The sequence below is a fragment of the Cohnella sp. LGH genome (assembly GCF_017671885.1).
Classification (GTDB): domain Bacteria; phylum Bacillota; class Bacilli; order Paenibacillales; family Paenibacillaceae; genus Cohnella; species Cohnella phaseoli.
This window is the reverse complement of record NZ_CP072117.1, coordinates 8,041,991-8,057,657: the sequence shown is the minus strand read 5'-3', so window position 1 is coordinate 8,057,657 and position 15,667 is coordinate 8,041,991. Positions and strand designations below refer to the sequence as shown.

The following is a 15,667-nucleotide window of genomic DNA, read 5'->3' as shown; positions in this document are numbered from 1 at the left end:
GGGAAGGGATTTTGCTGTTGTTAAGCCATGTCATAGCCACCAGATATCGGTATGATCGAGCCGTTGATATAAGAGTTTGACAATACGCTGTAACAGAAATCTGAAATTTCATCAGGCTCAGCAAATCGTTGAAGCGCAATTTTATTCTCGATACGCTGTCGATGATCGGGGGCTTTGTTCGATTGTGCGGGTGTTTCGACGAAACCAGGACATACGGCATTGATCCGAATTCGTTTCGCTGCATACACTTTAACCATACTTTGACACAACATATGAAGCGCTGCTTTGGAGACGCTGTAGCTAATAGAGATGGCGTGTGGATGAATCCCCATCATTGCCCCAATACAGACTACAGCCCCGTGTTCAGCCATTTGGTCATACAACTGCTGCATCAGGAAAAATGGCATATTCACATTCATATCCATTACGTGGTGCCAGTTGTCAAGCGTAACAAGTTCGAAAGCGGTTTTATCGGTAGCATAACTATTGAGTACCAAATAGTTAAGATGAGGACATTGATTTTTTACGGCTTCGCATAACTTAAGGATACCGTCAAGATTAGACATATCCGCTTGAACGATCGTATAGTTAGTGCTTATCGAGGCAAATACCTGCGCAGCTTGTTGAGCGTTCTCATTATTGTGTGCATAATTAGCAAAAACGAAGTACCCTTCTTTTAAAAGTTTGGAGGCAATAGCAAGCCCAATGCCTGATGTTGAACCCGTAACAAGTGCGTATTTCATTGACTAGCCCTTCTTTTCGATGACATTTTTAAAGTACAGCTGCCATTCTAGCAAAGCTTCTTTCCCGTGACTGACCGCTTCAGCAAGCTTGCGGAAATGGAGTAGAGAGCGTTCATCCATATGGGATACTCTTGCAAATATAGTCAGAACATCAGGCAACAACGCAGCTTCGAGGTAGCGTTGAAGCTCAAGATTAGCGATAATAAACGCCGTGAATTCGCAGGCATCTTCCAACGCATAGCCACGTATTTTATAGAGAAAGAGTGCGTTTGTAACTAGACGGAGTGCGGCAATGGCGAGTAGAGAGTCCCTATCGGCAATAGAAGGAAGAGAAGATGCGGTCTCCTGAAATGCGTTCCATCGCTGTTGAAAGTCATGCACAATTTCCGTCGTATTAACTGCATATTGTTGAGAGCCGGGACGATTAAAATAAATATAATGAGCTTGATCGATTGAGCCTGCTGAATCCGCCTTCGCAAAACAGCACAAATTGAAAACAGCGTCCTCGCCCATTTTAATCTGCTCATCGAAACGTAAGCTGTGCTGATCAAGAAATGACTTGCGATATAGCTTGTTCCACACAAAGTAGGATTGATTGGACAACACCCATTTATATAAAAATTGATGCCGGTTTATTTGAGGAACGTGCGTTATCTCTGCTGGATAACGCATAAGCGAATACGGCGGCTCGCCAATATTGTTGTCCCTCCAAATCCCGCTTACCGCAATGTCAAGCGATTGTTCAGCGGCGAATGCATAGAGAGAAGTAAACATATCAGGAAGCAGGTAGTCATCGGAATCGGTAAACCCAATATAGGATCCTGTTGAATGACGTAAACCGACATTGCGAACTGCGCTTGCTCCTCGTGCCTCGCTCTCAATGATGATGACCCGACTATCCTTCGCACCATATTCGAATGCGATTCGGCGGCTTGCAGCATTTGAGCCAGCATCCACAACTAGTATGATCTCTAAGTGGTGCAGAGATTGGCTGTATAGAGAATTCAAGCACCGTGGCAAATACTCCTCGTTATTATAAATGGGTACAATAACGCTTACTACCGGTTTCATGCAAACCATCCTTTGTCGAGCTGAATCGGCTCCTTGGCCATACATAATGCAAGAAGCTGTTGAAACATCTGTACTTGTTCAAATGAGATTTCATGGAGCTGGCAATAGTCCGATAGGTGGCCATCACTTAAACAAAGAGATAAATAATATTCGACTTTGTCACCCTCCAAAAAACTCGAAAGCGATTCTTGGAGCTTGTCCTCGGAGAGTCTCGCTAAATGTCCATAGAAAACGATGCTTCTTATGCGAGTAAAAGCATAAATACTAAGGATCGGCGTAACGAAAGGTTCCTTATGGCTCTCAAGATAGGTTCTCGCTGCTTTGAAGACTGTATAGTAAAGTTCACCATGATTACTGTCGCGCGCACTTTGACGGACGGCTGAATCATCACGTTGGATGTAGTTATAGAGCGACTTGCCAATATGTGCGATGCGCGGCATATGACAATTCAACATCAAGTTAAAGAGGTGGTCCTCACTATAACGCGTATCCGCGAAACGGACACCGCTACGCTGAAGAAACTCCCGGCGGTATAAGCGAGACCATAAATAATTATTTGGCTTCGGCGCAGCGTTATAACGAAAATAATAATCGGCTAGATTTGAGGCGGAAAGATTAAAGTCTTCATCTTGCATATGCGAGAAGTCAGGAATATCACGATCAGGGTATACCATGTTGAAGTCACACACAACAATGTCGGCATCTCTCTCGGTTGCAACATTGTACATTGTTTCTAGCATATCCTCAGCCATCGTATCATCCGAGTCGGCAAAGCCGATATAGGGAGCGCTCGCAAATTCTAACCCAATATTTCTGGCGCTTCCAGGCGGAACGGAGGCATGGCGAAAATAGCGAAAACGGCTGTCTCGGCGAACATAATCATGGACAATTTCAGAAGTCCTATCCGTCGATTCCGAGTCCAGAACAATGACCTCAAATGAAGTGAACGTTTGCTTGTGGATAGACTCCAGGCATCTTTCTAAATACGGTTCGGAATTCCAGGTCGGAATAATAAGACTGATTTTAGGCGGTGTCATTATGCCAGCCTCTTTCTGCGATACTCCAAAATGCGTTGATAGTCTTCGATAAAATCGATTTCAGCCCAGAAGTGGCCAGCAATATCGGTAGTCCAAATGTTTCGTCCAGGAATCATGTTGTATAGAATTTGTTCCCACCAAGCGTTATGACGCTGCGTTTGTACCATATATTCCAATTCTGCGCGGCACTCTTGAATAAATGGGCCTTGTATTTTAGCCAATCCAACATATTCACAATTGGCATGGTTCTTGTCTAACCCTTTGCCATATTCCCGTACCGATCCATCTATGACGTGGAAAAGGTAGTCGCCTTGCTCCACGCGACTAGAATCACAAAGCATGACGCAATCTCGCTCGTCCTCTAGAAGTAGGGGGAGCAACTGCTCTTCCCAGAATACATCGGCATTACCTAGTATAATGGAATCGCCGCAAAGGGCCTCTCTTGCAAACCACAGAGACGAAAGGCTGTTTGTTACGGAGTAGAACACATTTTCATGGAAAAGAACCGGTAGGCCCTGAAGTGCCTGGACGATGTGTTCCTTATGGTAACCGACTACGATATGAACTTCGATGTTATGCTTGAGCAACATTTCCACCGTGTGACGAATGAGAGTAGTTCCACTGATATCTAATGTGCATTTACAGTTACCGTCAATGTCCCGGCTAATGCGGGTACCACGACCTGCGGCCATAAGAATTGCTTTTGTCATAGCGGCTCCTCCTTAAACGAAATATTCGATGTAGTCTTGCCTAAGAGCGTAGCCATAACGGTGCAGCCGTTCCGTAACCTCCGGATAATGCTTGTCCATAGAGATGAGGATATAGAATGTATCGGATCTCCTATCGAGATCTTCTATGTTCATTAAGTTTGGCATATCGGAGTTAATACTTAGCTTCTGCCAGAACTGATCTACAATTTTATATTCTTTAAAGCCCTGTCGCTGCAAGATGTACTCTAATACTTGACCGTTCCAGCCGTATCCCCATATAACGGGAGTACGATTATGTGTGTTGGCGGCGAAAATAGTAGCAGAGTTGTTAGTGTCGGAGGGTAGCAAATTGGATAGATCCTCGCGCGCTAGTCTTGAACGGTATATTTGTAAGGCATCTCCATAAGTGAAGGCCTCGACATCTTTGTAACCAACTAAATGTTTCTCGTTTTCGCTAAGAGTTCGATGCAATGCTGCTAAATTGCGTTGCTCAAGTTGTAGGCTCTGACCGACGGCAAGGCTCTGACGGTTTGGGTCGCGCTTCTTCAAATTTTCAATGGATAGGTTATGGCCTTCACGGCGATATAACAGAAGTGACTCTTGCAAATTGGCCGTCTTTACAGCAAAGACAGCACGTGCGAATAAGTCAGTGTCCTCGGATAATACCTCCTCGTTATACCAAAGTCCTTCGGATAAAAATTTCTCCCTGCGCCAAATTACAGTTGGATGCAAAAAATTGCAGTATTTTAGTGATCGACACTGTAGCTCCAAGTGCGTCAATGGAAATGGAGCATAGTTCCACTGGTTTGTCGTTCCGAAGGCGCGAAACATCGTTCCGCATAAGTCAATGTCTTTATGTTCTTGCATAAAGTCAATCTGCTTCGCGAGGCGATCCGTATGTGCGATATCGTCCGCATCCATTCGGGCGATGAACTCGCCTTGTGCTTGCTTTATGCCCATATTAAGCGAGGCTCCTAATAGAACCTTCTTGGATTCTTGCACAATAATCGTCCGATTGTCACCGAATATAGAAAGAATTACATCCAAAGGGTCATCGTTTCGGTAACCATTTACAATAATTAATTCGAAATGTGGATAGGTCTGCTCATATATAGAACGGAGTGCTTCCCATAGGTAGCGTTGCGAACGATAGACAGGCAAGATGATGCTAATAAGAGGCGGAATGCCGTCAGTATATACATGAGCAGGACGCTTCAACAGCTCCTCAGCGTAGAAAAAGCACAACTCTACAAGATCTTTCAGTTTAACAGCTTCCTTGGCATTACTGAACAACTGGCGATCTTCATAGTAAGTGTATAAGCTAGCTGTTTCGTTTGTCCAAATCTCATGCAGAATGGCGTAGGCCTCAGAGTGTTCCATCTGTTGTATAAGTAATAGAAAACTACGTTTTAACAAATAATCGAGTTCAAGATAAACCTGCAAAACATCAGAGAATGGATAATTGCCCCACACGCCGTTCATCTCTTCGATTCGCCCAAGAAGCTGTATGTCCAGCTTTGAGGACACGCAACCGTATTGCCTAAGCCGGTTCAAACCAGCTCCACCTCTTTAATATGATTAATGCCACACATCCTCTCGGATAACACAGCCATGATTAGATGGTCTAAAATCATATGAATGTCTTCAGTAACCTGCATACTTTGAATCGGTGCATGTAAGGAAATATCGGACAATTTTCGCAGCTTTCCGCCGTCGAATCCAGTGAGACCAATGATCTGGTTTCCTTGTTCCTTGGCGTACTCTACAGCATTGATTACATTTTTTGAATTACCGCTACCAGAAATCGCCATAACCAGGTCGCCAGGTTTGATACGTCCCCGTAGTTGGAAGCGAAAGACTTCTTCGAAACCAATGTCGTTAGCGATCGCCATCACCGTGGCTACATTGTCATTCAGGCAGTAAAAGTTGAATTTCTTTTCTGTGTACTCAGATATTCCTTTGTTGAAGTCGTTCTGATAGTGGGAAGCCGTTGCCGAACTGCCCCCGTTGCCAAAGATATATATTGTGTTCCCCTTCTCATAGGTTTCCAAGATTAAACGAATCGCGTCGTTAATAGCATTGATGTCTAGTGCTCGTAATGTATTGATTTCATGCTCGATGTACGCTTGGATATCCACTCTGTAATCCATTGTAATTGCCTCCTATCACGGTGTTTTGGGTTTTAATATAGCATTGACGGCCTCAAGTAAATTCTCTGCGCTCATATCCGCCTGCACATCGTACTTCCCATCCTTCCCAGCTTCTCCAGTTAAAACAAGAGCGGTCAGTAGTCCGACATTTCTTCCAGTCTGAATATCAATCGTAGTATCCCCGATTATCCATGAAGAAGCGGCATCGATATTATACTTTCGAATACAATCATCGATCATTCCGGTAGATGGCTTTCTGCAAGTACAATTCATTTTGTAAACGGGATTTTCTTCGGGGTATCCCTTGTCCGGATGATGAGGACAGAATAGAATGTCGTCAAGGTAGGCGCCGTGCTCACCCAGAAGTGTCTGCATCTTGTTGTGGATTTGGGTTAAATCCTCCAAGCTGCAAAGTCCACGTGCGACGACGGGCTGGTTGGTAATGACAATGGCGAGATATCCGGAATCATTTAGCTGCTTAATGGCTTCAATTACGCCAACCTCAAGAACAAAATCAAGATCTCTGCTTATAAGCCCTTTATGTTGATTAATCGTCCCATCGCGGTCAAGAAACACACATTTCTGTTTGTTTTTCAGATTCCGGGCGGCGACGAGCCCTTTCGATAATTGCTCAGAAACCGCGGCAATACGCTCGGGTGTTCCTACATCCTTGATATATTCGGGGGAAGAATAGGCATAAATTGCAGCTTCTCGTGCAGCAAGAGGCATTAATAAATCCTTTTCAAGATCCATTTTTTGCTTCTTTTTCACTAAGTCACAAATTTCCTTATTTAAGATATAGAAACCGGCATTTACGCAGTTGTTATACCAATCGTCTCGCTTATTCGTTTTGGCGTTGAAGCCCGTTATTCGTCTAGCCTCATTCGCGATTACAAGATCGGAGTCATAGGGATGCGAGTTCGGATGGACAAACAGCGTTGCGCTGGACTGCTTCTCTCGGTGAAACCGTTCCATTTTACTCACATCTATATCAAAGATGACGTCTCCATAAACCAAGAGAAAATGATTCTCGGAAAGCCATTCTTTGACTTCCCCTAGAGCACCGGCGCTGCCTAAAGGCTGTTCTTCCCGGTAGTAGGAAATATTCACACCATATTTTGCGCCGTTCTCGAAGTGCTTTTCAATTTGCTCCCCAAGGTGTCCGGTTACGATGAGGATCTGTGACACTTGGTTAGATTTCAGAATTTCAATCTGCCACTCCAAAATGGGCTTTCCGAGAATGGGGGCCATAGGCTTTGGGATCTCATCATTCGTGATGGCATGAAGACGGGTGCCTTTCCCTCCGGCCATAATGACGGCTTGCTTCATATGACCTCCGCGACGGTTTTGGAGACCGCTTCATCCGAAGTCCATCTTGCCTTCCAACCAGTCGAATGAATTTTGTCGAGGCTGTAGGAAAACACAGGCACATCGCCTCGCCAGCCTCCGCGTCCACCGGTATAGTTGTAAATAACATTGTCTAGGTTCATCATTTCGCAAATAATGTTTGCGATACGAGTAACTGTCGTTTGAGTTTCAACGCCAATGTTGAATAGTTGAACTCCTTCTTGCAATGTATCCTTCATGGTGGCAATACCGTTAATCAGGTCAAACACATGCATATACGGCTTGGCCTGTGTCCCATCTCCGAGTATCAGCAGTTCCTTCGGATTCGCCCTCAGACGCTTGATGAAGTCATAAATAACGCCATGAGTCAGTCGGGGTCCAATGACGTTGGGGAAGCGGAATATTAGTGTAGAGAAGCTATTCATGAAGCTATACGCCGATATTAATGCTTCGCTGCCGAGCTTGGCAGCGCCGTAATACGAAATGGGTTCTAGAGGTGCCGAATATTCGTCCATCCGTACCCCCATCTTTTCTCCGTATACGGCGGAAGTAGAGGCGAAGAAGAACTTTGAGACGCCGTGAACTCTCATGCACTCTAGAAGATTAAATGTAGTGCCATATGTATTGCTGTATTCGATCTTCGGATCTATTACACTGGCTTGAATATCTGAGTTAGCTGCGAGGTGGAACACAAAGTCGAACTGTTCTTGCCTAAAAGTATCTGACAATGTCTCGAAGTCACATAAATCTTGTTCATAGAAACGGAAGCGGGGATGTTCACGTAGGTGGTCAATATTCTGCAATGTTCCGTTAAAAAAATTGTCGATGCAAACAACATCGTGGTTTTCTTCTAAGAGTGCATCAATGAGGTGGCTTCCAATGAAGCCGGCACCTCCGGCTACGAGCATCTTCATGACTATCCCTCCAGATGAACAGTTAGTTCCAATATTTATCGCCAACATGCACGACGGATGAACCGTCGTACTCCAATTTGAAGTCCATTTTCTTTAACCCAATAGCGGTTCTTAGCTTCTCTTGATTATGTGGCTCGCAGTAGAACAAGAAGAATCCGCCGCCCCCAGCACCTAGTAGCTTTCCGCCCAGCGCGCCGTTCTCCATAGCGACATCGTAGGCGTGGTCAATATCCGGATTGGAAATACCGGAGGCTAGGGTCTTCTTCAGCAGCCAGCCGCGATTCAGAATTTCTCCAAAGGAGGATAGATCGTCCTCTTGGAGAGCGGCCTTCATTTCTTCAGCAAGAGTGCACATTTGCTGAAGATTTTTGGTGGTTTCTTGTTGAGAAATATTGTTTTTCTGCTCGCTAAGAATGGTGTTTGCCGAACGAGACGTTCCCGTATAGAACATGATAAGGTTGTTTTGGAGTTTGTTGTACGTTTCTGGCTTCATCATGATTGGTTCAACTGACGTACTGCCATTCCGTTTAAAGCGAATAAAATTAAGACCGCCGAAAGCGGCGGCGTATTGATCTTGCTTGCCAATGGGAGCACCCAAGCGATTAATCTCCACTTCGCAGGCTTCTTCGGCAAGTGTAGCCTTCGAGACATACTGACCTTTATAGCTATAGATCGCATGGAGAAGACCCACTGTGAAGGTGCTGGATGATCCGAGGCCGGTTCCCGCAGGGACATCTGCTGTGCTACTTATTTCAACTCCGGACAGTTTTCTTTGATTGAGCACGCTATTGAGTATTCGATGTTTGATTTTGGAAAGATCATCTACAAGCTCATTCTCTGAATATTTAAGGGAAGTGTATTTTTCGTCGAAGTATGGGTGTACAGAAATATACATGTACTTATTGATGGAGGAGCTTAATACGCATCCGCCGTGTTGCTCGTAAAATGATGCGAGATCACTCCCGCCGCCGCAGAAACTTACGCGGAATGGCGTTCTAGTAATTATCAAAGTAAGTCCCTCCTTGCGGTTTTTCTGCTATTTCATAGCCTTCTCTTATATTATCGAAAAAGGTCGGAAGAAACATTATATAATGAGTAAAATAACAGGTGCAAAGTGTCGAAAAAAGAAGAAGTGATTTCCTAGGGGATAAGAGAGGATGAGAGCTTTGCGGCAAGGTAGAAAATTACAAATATTAGAACTCACTCAAACGCTAATAGAGGCACTGCAATACTTGAATACACCGGAGGGGAGTGTAGCTGATTATCTGCGTAGTGACTGTCTTGATTGTATTGCTAGAATTTCAATTGAATTAGAAACATTAGAAGTTAAACGGTATGTTGAGTATTGTGATATGTCCGCTTCAGCGATTAATAATTCAGATTATGTAAAGGCGTTGCAGCAGGTTGATAACTTATATCGGTGGATTGAAGCGGAAGTGATGGCAAAATATGAAGTCGTCTTTATGCCGTATAAAGCAGAGATGTGGGATGCACTGGATAGTGTTTGGCGAGCAGCGACAGCTGATCCCATGTGCGACGTGCGCGTGGTGCCGATTCCTTATCAAAGTTTAGGCCCGGGGTTGGCAGTTATTGCGGAAGAATACGATGGAGAGAAGTTTCCTTCTTATGTGGATATCACGCATTATGCGGATTATGATGTAAGTCAGAGTAGGCCAGATGCGATTTTTATTCACAACCCTTATGATGGGTACAATACAGTAACACGGGTGCATCCGGGATATTTCAGCCAAGTGTTGGCGCAATATACGGGAAGACTTGTATACATTCCTTATTTTGTCTCGCTCGGAAAGATTAATGCAGGCCTAACGCAGTTCCCATCCATGAAAAATGTTTGGAAGATAATCGTTGAGTCTGAATTTATTAGGCAGGAGTACTTGATGCAAGGAACGATACCAGCTGATAAGGTGGTAGCTCTTGGGTCTCCGAAGCTGGACTACTTAATTAATCGGATGTCGGAACTGGCCCCAATGCCACCGGAATGGGAACCTGTGCTTAAGGGGAGAAAAGTGTTTCTCTATAACTCGACGTTAAATCGATTGTTGAATGATGATCAGTGCATAAGAGATATGCGAAATATATTTAACTATTTAACATCTCGTTCCGATACCTCAGTGATTTGGAGACCACATCCGCTAAGCTTGCAGACGTTGAAATCAATGAGACCCCACATGGTAAACGCGTATCTCACGCTTGTGACCGAGTTTAAACGGATGCCTAATGCCGTCTATGATGAATCTCAAGATATGTATACGGCCATAATCTGTTCAGATGCCTATGTTGGAGATTATAGCTCGGTGCTTATTCCGTACGCTTTATCAGGCAAACCGATTTTGAAAATGAGTCCTAGCGCTGACAGGAAAGCAGCGATGGATTCGAGGTCAAGGGGGGAGCAATTGTTATCGAACTTTAACAGTGAGTTATATGTTCCTATTGCTGTTGCTCCCGGGGTGATCAAGGAGAATATGTTGCTATTCCCTGCGTTAAATAGGGGACATATCTATACGCTAGATTTAAAGACGGAGGAATTGTCTGCTCTTACTGGTTTTTCTCCTGACAATTATGACTTGGCTCGGTGTTTTATTCGATCCGTAGCTTGGAAAGACGATGTGTGGTTTGTCCCGGGTCGTTCTTCATCGTTGATTCGCTACAGCAGAAATACAGGGAAACTGATTAAACATGAGCTTCCCCATGCGGGCGGCGAACAAATAGGGGATGGTTTTGTTGCAGCTGTAGAGCATGAGTCTCACTTATGGGTGCTTCCTGTACATGGCAACTCTCTAGTACAATTGAACATGGAAACAGGAGAGATGGTGGAAGAAAGCATAAGCGATGATGCATATGAAGGAGCAGACTTGAGGTTCTCAGACGGTACAATCCATGCTGGACAGTTGTGGATGTCGGTATATGAACGCGCAACGTTGTTGGAAAGAGACCTTGCATCTGGGGACGTGCGTCTGCATAAACTGGATTTTCTGCAGAAGCCTGTTCGGGCAATCGTTTCAGATGGGACAGCGCTGTGGCTTATTCCGGAAGCGAATGCTGCTGTAATCCGCTGGAATCCGACAACAGGGGAACAAACTGTATACGACAAATGGCCGAAGGGGTTCAAAGGCGGTAAGAAGCCGTTCATGGAGGCACTGTTCGATGGGGAATGGATATGGCTTGTTCCGCAAGATGCGAACCAAATTGTCAGAATACATGTGCCCAGTGGCGAGGTTGTTGCTGCCCATTCGGGCTTGGTTAAATCCAAATGGGCCAGACTTCAAGCGTGGTACCCATTTTGTTATGAAGGTAGAAATAATGACAAAGATGCAGATGATCGTTTATTTTCAGGAGCGGCCATACAGGGAGAGTGGATTTGGTTCTATCCCGTTACAGCTACTGAAATGATAGGTTTTCACCGGAGTACAGGTGAGGTGCGGAAGCTAAATGTAAACCTAGATCGGGCAGACGACGAGAAGACGTATATTGAGACTTGCTGGCTTGTTCCCTTTGAGGGGCAAATAGATTTGAGGAGCACCTTTTATGATTATCTGCTTCCCTTGGAGGTATTCACGGATATGGTCGTCCGAGGCAACAACGCAAGTTGGGGTGAAAAACAACGCAAGGAAATTAACGCTTGCCTAGAAAATGCAGACGGCACGAGCGGAGAGAAGATCTGGAGATTCGTAGCCGACTCGTTGAATATAACATCATAAAGAAAGCAGGATCCCCATAATGGCTGAATCGAAAATTAAGAGATATTGTCTGGAGCGGTTTGCTTTCTTGCAAACACGTAAGATTTATGTGTTTGGTGCTGGAGAGATTGGAAGGCATACTGTTGAAGCTTTGTTGGCATTCGGTCTCCAAGTACACATGATTATCGATAACAATTCATCCAAACAGGGGTCAACTTTCGCAGGAATTCCTATCGACTCGTTGGATAAGTATAGGACAGAAATGACTGACAAGGATTTTATCCTAGTTGCGCTTGTTCAAGATAGACAAGTTATTCGTCAGCTTGAGGACGCAGGGATTTCCCAGTATAGGTATGATTCCATTCTAAAGGCTGCGACAGAAGATGTATTACAAGGGCTATTTGAAGAAATTCATACCCATATCGATTACACGTATCGTGATATTATGGTAGTGCTGGAGAAACAAATGGCTTTCGTGGCGGGGCATGATGTAAAGCTTGTTACGGATCATCCGATTGCCTACGAAAGTATTGATCATCTTTTTCCACATGGCACAATTAGAGATAATACAAGGTATCCTCGCTTTATTAAGAAGTGTGAAACCTTTTTCCCGGGGAAGAAGGAGCTCGCTTTCTTAGATCTAGGTTGCTCCGGCGGAGGAATGGTGTTAGATGCCGTATTGCGTGGACATCTTGGGGTGGGCCTAGAAGGGAGCGATACGTCTCTTATTCTACAGCGAGCGGAATGGCGATTGCTCAAGAATAATCTGTTTACATGCGATATAACGAAGCCTTATGAATTGGTGGATCGAGACACCGGCACACAGCAACTTTTCGATATAATCACTGCGTGGGAAGTGCTGGAACATATTCGAGAATGCGATCTGGAGATGTTTTTTCATAATGTAATGAAACATCTAGCACCAAATGGTATATTCGCAGCCTCTATTGCTAACTGGGATGATATTGATCCGGACACTGGTGTTAATTGGCACGTGACAGTTAAGCCTTATGAATGGTGGGTGGAGAGGTGTGAGCGGTTTGGCTTTGAAGTATGCTCAGAGATCATTCATACTTTAGATCTTCCAAGAGGCGGTACGAATCACCCGATTCCATATAAGGAACCATCTGTTGAGATCTATCCGGATTGTTTCCATGTTGTTATTCGAGCGAAAAAGGTGGGGGATCCCAATAATGGCTAAATCGAAAATTAAGAGATATTGTCAGGAGCGGTTTGCTTTTCTTCAAACACGTAAGATCTATGTATTTGGTGCTGGAGAGATTGGAAGGCATACTGTTGAGGCTTTGTCGGCATTCGGTCTCCATGTACACATGATTATCGATAACAATTCATCCAAACAGGGGTCAACCTTCGCAGGAATCCTTATCGACTCGTTGGATAAGTATATGACAGAAGTGACTGACAAGGATTTTATCCTAGTTGCGCTTGTTCAAGATAGACAAGTTATTGGTCAACTAGATCATGCGGGAATTTCTCATTATATGTACGATTCCATTCTAAAGGCTGCGACAGAAAGTGTATTACAAGAACTGTATGTAATGGAATACATGGATATCAACGCTCAGATACAGAAAGAGGCACTAGTCGAAACGGCTGCATTTGTGAAAGAAAACATGTTTCACGTCCCGCAATTTGATTCTCGAGAAGCGCTGTTTCAATCTGTTCTTCATAACCTAGTAGCCAATGGTCTTTATCTTGAGTTCGGTGTATACGAGGGTAATTCTTTAAATCAGATTGCCTTGCTTGTTCCAACTGAGACCGTTTATGGCTTTGATTCTTTTGAAGGGTTGCCTGAAGATTGGTATCCGGGAAATGAAAAAGGCACATTTGCTGTAACGCAACTTCCGAACGTTTGTTCAAATATACAACTGGTTAAAGGCTGGTTTGATGAAACATTGCCGACGTTTCTGGAAAATAACAATCAGAAATGTGCGTTCATTCATGTTGACTGTGACCTGTATTCCTCTACTAGAACGGTATTCAATGAGTTAAAAAATCGAATTGTGAGCGGAACGATTATTGTATTCGACGAGTATTTCAATTACCCCAATTGGAAGAATGGGGAATATAAAGCGTTCATGGAGTTTATTGAAGAAAGTGGATTTAGCTTTGAATATTTAGGATTCATTCCGAGAGGTTGGCAGGTGGCGGTAAAAATAATTTGATAACGCTGTGAGACGCTAAGCCAGAGACCGTTGCAACATATTAAAAAAAGTCGAAGCTATTCTTCGCGAATTTAACCTACTGAATTTGTTCTGCATTACTCTGAACGCGTTAGCTAACGAGAGAGAAAGGAACGAATAAGTGAATGAATGGCTGATTAAGAAGTGTGAAACCTTGTTCTTGAACAAGAAGGAGCTCGCTTTCTTAGATTCAGGTTGCTCTGGTGGAGGCATGGTGTTAGATGCCGTATTGCGTGGACATCTTAGGGTGGACCTAGAAGGAAGCGATGCGTCCGCGGAATGGCGCCTGCTCAAGGACAACCTGTTTACATGCGATATAACGAAGTCTTATGCATTGGTGGATCGAGAAACTGGAACGTAGCAGCTTTTTGATGTAATTACCGCATGGGAAGTGTTGGAACACACTCGGGAATGCGATCTGGAGATGTTTTTCCATAATGTGATGTCAGCTTTTGTTGCTAATTGGGATGATATTGATCCGGACACCGGTGTTAATTGATATGTGACTGTCAGGCCTTATGAATGGTGGGTGGAGAAGCGTGAGCAGTTTGGCTTTGAAGTGTGCTCGGAGATCATTCATACTTTAGACCTTCCAAGAGGCGGAACGAACCACCCCATTCCGTATTAAGGAACTGTTGAGATCTATCCGGATTGTTTTCATATCGTTATTCGAGCGAAAAAGTGTGAGGATTATCTTAATATCTAATCGATGACAAACTAATTATGAGAGTGCGGACGGCACGAGGAGAGAAGACCCCATGAAAGTTAAGAAATATTGCCTGGAGCGGTTTGCTTTCTTGCAAACACGTAAGATTTATGTGTTTGGTGCTGGAGAGATTGGAAGACATACTGTTGAGGCTTTATTGGCATTCGGTCTCAATGTACACATGATTATCGATAACGATTCTTCCAAGCAGGGTTTAACCTTCGAAGGAATCTCAATCGACTCGTTGGATACGTATATGACACAAGCTATGGACAAGGATTTTATTATAGTTGCTCTTATCCAAGCGGGACAAGTCATTCGTCAGCTAGATGATGCGGGGATTTCCCAGTATAGGTACGATTCCATTTATACGTACGATTCCACTCTAAAGTATACGACAGAAGATGTCTTACAAGACCTTTATGCGGAATATACGGATATCAACCTTCAAATGCAGAAAGAGGCAATATTCGAAACGGCTGCATTTGTGAAGGAGAATATGTTTCACGTCCCGCAATTCAATTCTCGGGAAATGTTGTTTCAATCCGTTCTTCGCAATCCATTAGTTAATGGTCTTTATCTTGAATTCGGTGTATTCAAGGGTGAGTCCTTAAATCAGATTGCCTCGCTTGTTCCGACTGAAGTGGTTTATGGATTTGATTCTTTTGAAGGCTTGCCCGAGGATTGGTATCCGGGATTCGAAAAAGGAATATTTGCAGTGCCGCATCTTCCTAATGTTCGTCCAAATATACAGCTTGTTAAAGGTTGGTATGACGAAACGCTCCCGAAGTTCCTGGAAAATAATGATCAGAAATGTACGTTCATTCATATTGACTGTGACCTATATTCTTCGACTAGAACGGTATTCAATGAGTTGAAAGATCGAATTGTGAGCGGAACGATTATTGTATTCGACGAGTATTTCAATTACCCCAATTGGAAGAATGGGGAATATAAAGCGTTTATGGAGTTTATCGAAGAAACTGGATTTAAGTTCGAATATTTAGGATTCATTCCGAGAGGTTGGCAGGTGGCAGTGAAAATAATGGAATAATGCTGAAAGAGACGATTGAGTAGGCTGCATTAT

At 43.9% G+C, this 15,667-nt stretch carries 13 protein-coding genes; 4 read left to right on the top strand and 9 right to left on the bottom strand.

The window, feature by feature from the left end; genetic code table 11:
- Window positions 1–20 precede the first annotated feature (20 nt).
- The 9 genes from J4772_RS33205 to J4772_RS33165 form a co-directional block, all read right to left on the bottom strand.
- Window positions 21–743 carry an SDR family NAD(P)-dependent oxidoreductase gene (locus J4772_RS33205; protein WP_209073142.1) on the bottom strand — a complete coding sequence of 241 codons (723 nt, stop codon included), beginning with the start codon at window positions 741–743 and terminating at the stop codon, window positions 21–23.
- A gap of 3 nt (window positions 744–746) precedes the next feature.
- Entirely contained in the window at window positions 747–1,814 is a 1,068-nt protein-coding gene (locus J4772_RS33200) for a glycosyltransferase family 2 protein (protein ID WP_209073141.1), read from the bottom strand.
- On the bottom strand, window positions 1,811–2,851 hold the full coding sequence (locus tag J4772_RS33195; RefSeq protein WP_209073140.1) for a glycosyltransferase family 2 protein: 1,041 nt from the start codon (window positions 2,849–2,851) through the stop codon (window positions 1,811–1,813). The genes J4772_RS33200 and J4772_RS33195 overlap by 4 nt, the downstream gene beginning before the upstream one ends.
- Complete coding sequence (locus J4772_RS33190) at window positions 2,851–3,561, bottom strand: phosphocholine cytidylyltransferase family protein (protein WP_209073139.1); 711 nt, start codon at window positions 3,559–3,561, stop codon at window positions 2,851–2,853. Before J4772_RS33190 ends, J4772_RS33195 begins: the two co-directional genes overlap by 1 nt.
- Window positions 3,562–3,573: 12 nt before the next feature.
- Entirely contained in the window at window positions 3,574–5,043 is a 1,470-nt protein-coding gene (locus J4772_RS33185) for a glycosyltransferase (protein ID WP_209073138.1), read from the bottom strand.
- A 68-nt stretch (window positions 5,044–5,111) separates the two neighbouring features.
- A complete protein-coding gene (locus J4772_RS33180; RefSeq protein ID WP_209073137.1) occupies window positions 5,112–5,711 on the bottom strand; it encodes a D-sedoheptulose-7-phosphate isomerase in 600 nt (199 codons plus the stop codon).
- Between the two features lie 15 nt (window positions 5,712–5,726).
- Window positions 5,727–7,040, bottom strand: a complete 1,314-nt coding sequence (locus tag J4772_RS33175) for an HAD-IIIA family hydrolase (RefSeq protein ID WP_209073136.1) — start codon at window positions 7,038–7,040, stop codon at window positions 5,727–5,729.
- Window positions 7,037–7,972 carry an NAD-dependent epimerase/dehydratase family protein gene (locus J4772_RS33170; RefSeq protein ID WP_209073135.1) on the bottom strand — a complete coding sequence of 312 codons (936 nt, stop codon included), beginning with the start codon at window positions 7,970–7,972 and terminating at the stop codon, window positions 7,037–7,039. Before J4772_RS33170 ends, J4772_RS33175 begins: the two co-directional genes overlap by 4 nt.
- Before the next feature lie 22 nt (window positions 7,973–7,994).
- Window positions 7,995–8,981, bottom strand: coding sequence for a GHMP family kinase ATP-binding protein (locus J4772_RS33165; RefSeq protein WP_209073134.1), 987 nt, complete (start codon window positions 8,979–8,981; stop codon window positions 7,995–7,997).
- Window positions 8,982–9,129: 148 nt separating this feature from the next.
- Between J4772_RS33165 and J4772_RS33160 the strand changes: the two genes are divergently transcribed.
- The 4 genes from J4772_RS33160 to J4772_RS33145 all read left to right on the top strand — a co-directional run bounded on the left by J4772_RS33160 (window position 9,130) and on the right by J4772_RS33145 (window position 15,634).
- Window positions 9,130–11,691, top strand: coding sequence for a CDP-glycerol glycerophosphotransferase family protein (locus J4772_RS33160; RefSeq protein ID WP_209073133.1), 2,562 nt, complete (start codon window positions 9,130–9,132; stop codon window positions 11,689–11,691).
- Between the two features lie 19 nt (window positions 11,692–11,710).
- Entirely contained in the window at window positions 11,711–12,871 is a 1,161-nt protein-coding gene (locus tag J4772_RS33155) for a class I SAM-dependent methyltransferase (RefSeq protein WP_209073132.1), read from the top strand.
- Window positions 12,864–13,856: a class I SAM-dependent methyltransferase gene (locus J4772_RS33150; protein ID WP_209073131.1), complete on the top strand. Its 993-nt coding sequence runs from the start codon at window positions 12,864–12,866 to the stop codon at window positions 13,854–13,856. The genes J4772_RS33155 and J4772_RS33150 overlap by 8 nt, the downstream gene beginning before the upstream one ends.
- A gap of 776 nt (window positions 13,857–14,632) precedes the next feature.
- On the top strand, window positions 14,633–15,634 hold the full coding sequence (locus J4772_RS33145) for a class I SAM-dependent methyltransferase (protein ID WP_209073130.1): 1,002 nt from the start codon (window positions 14,633–14,635) through the stop codon (window positions 15,632–15,634).
- The last annotated feature ends 33 nt before the right edge of the window (window positions 15,635–15,667 follow it).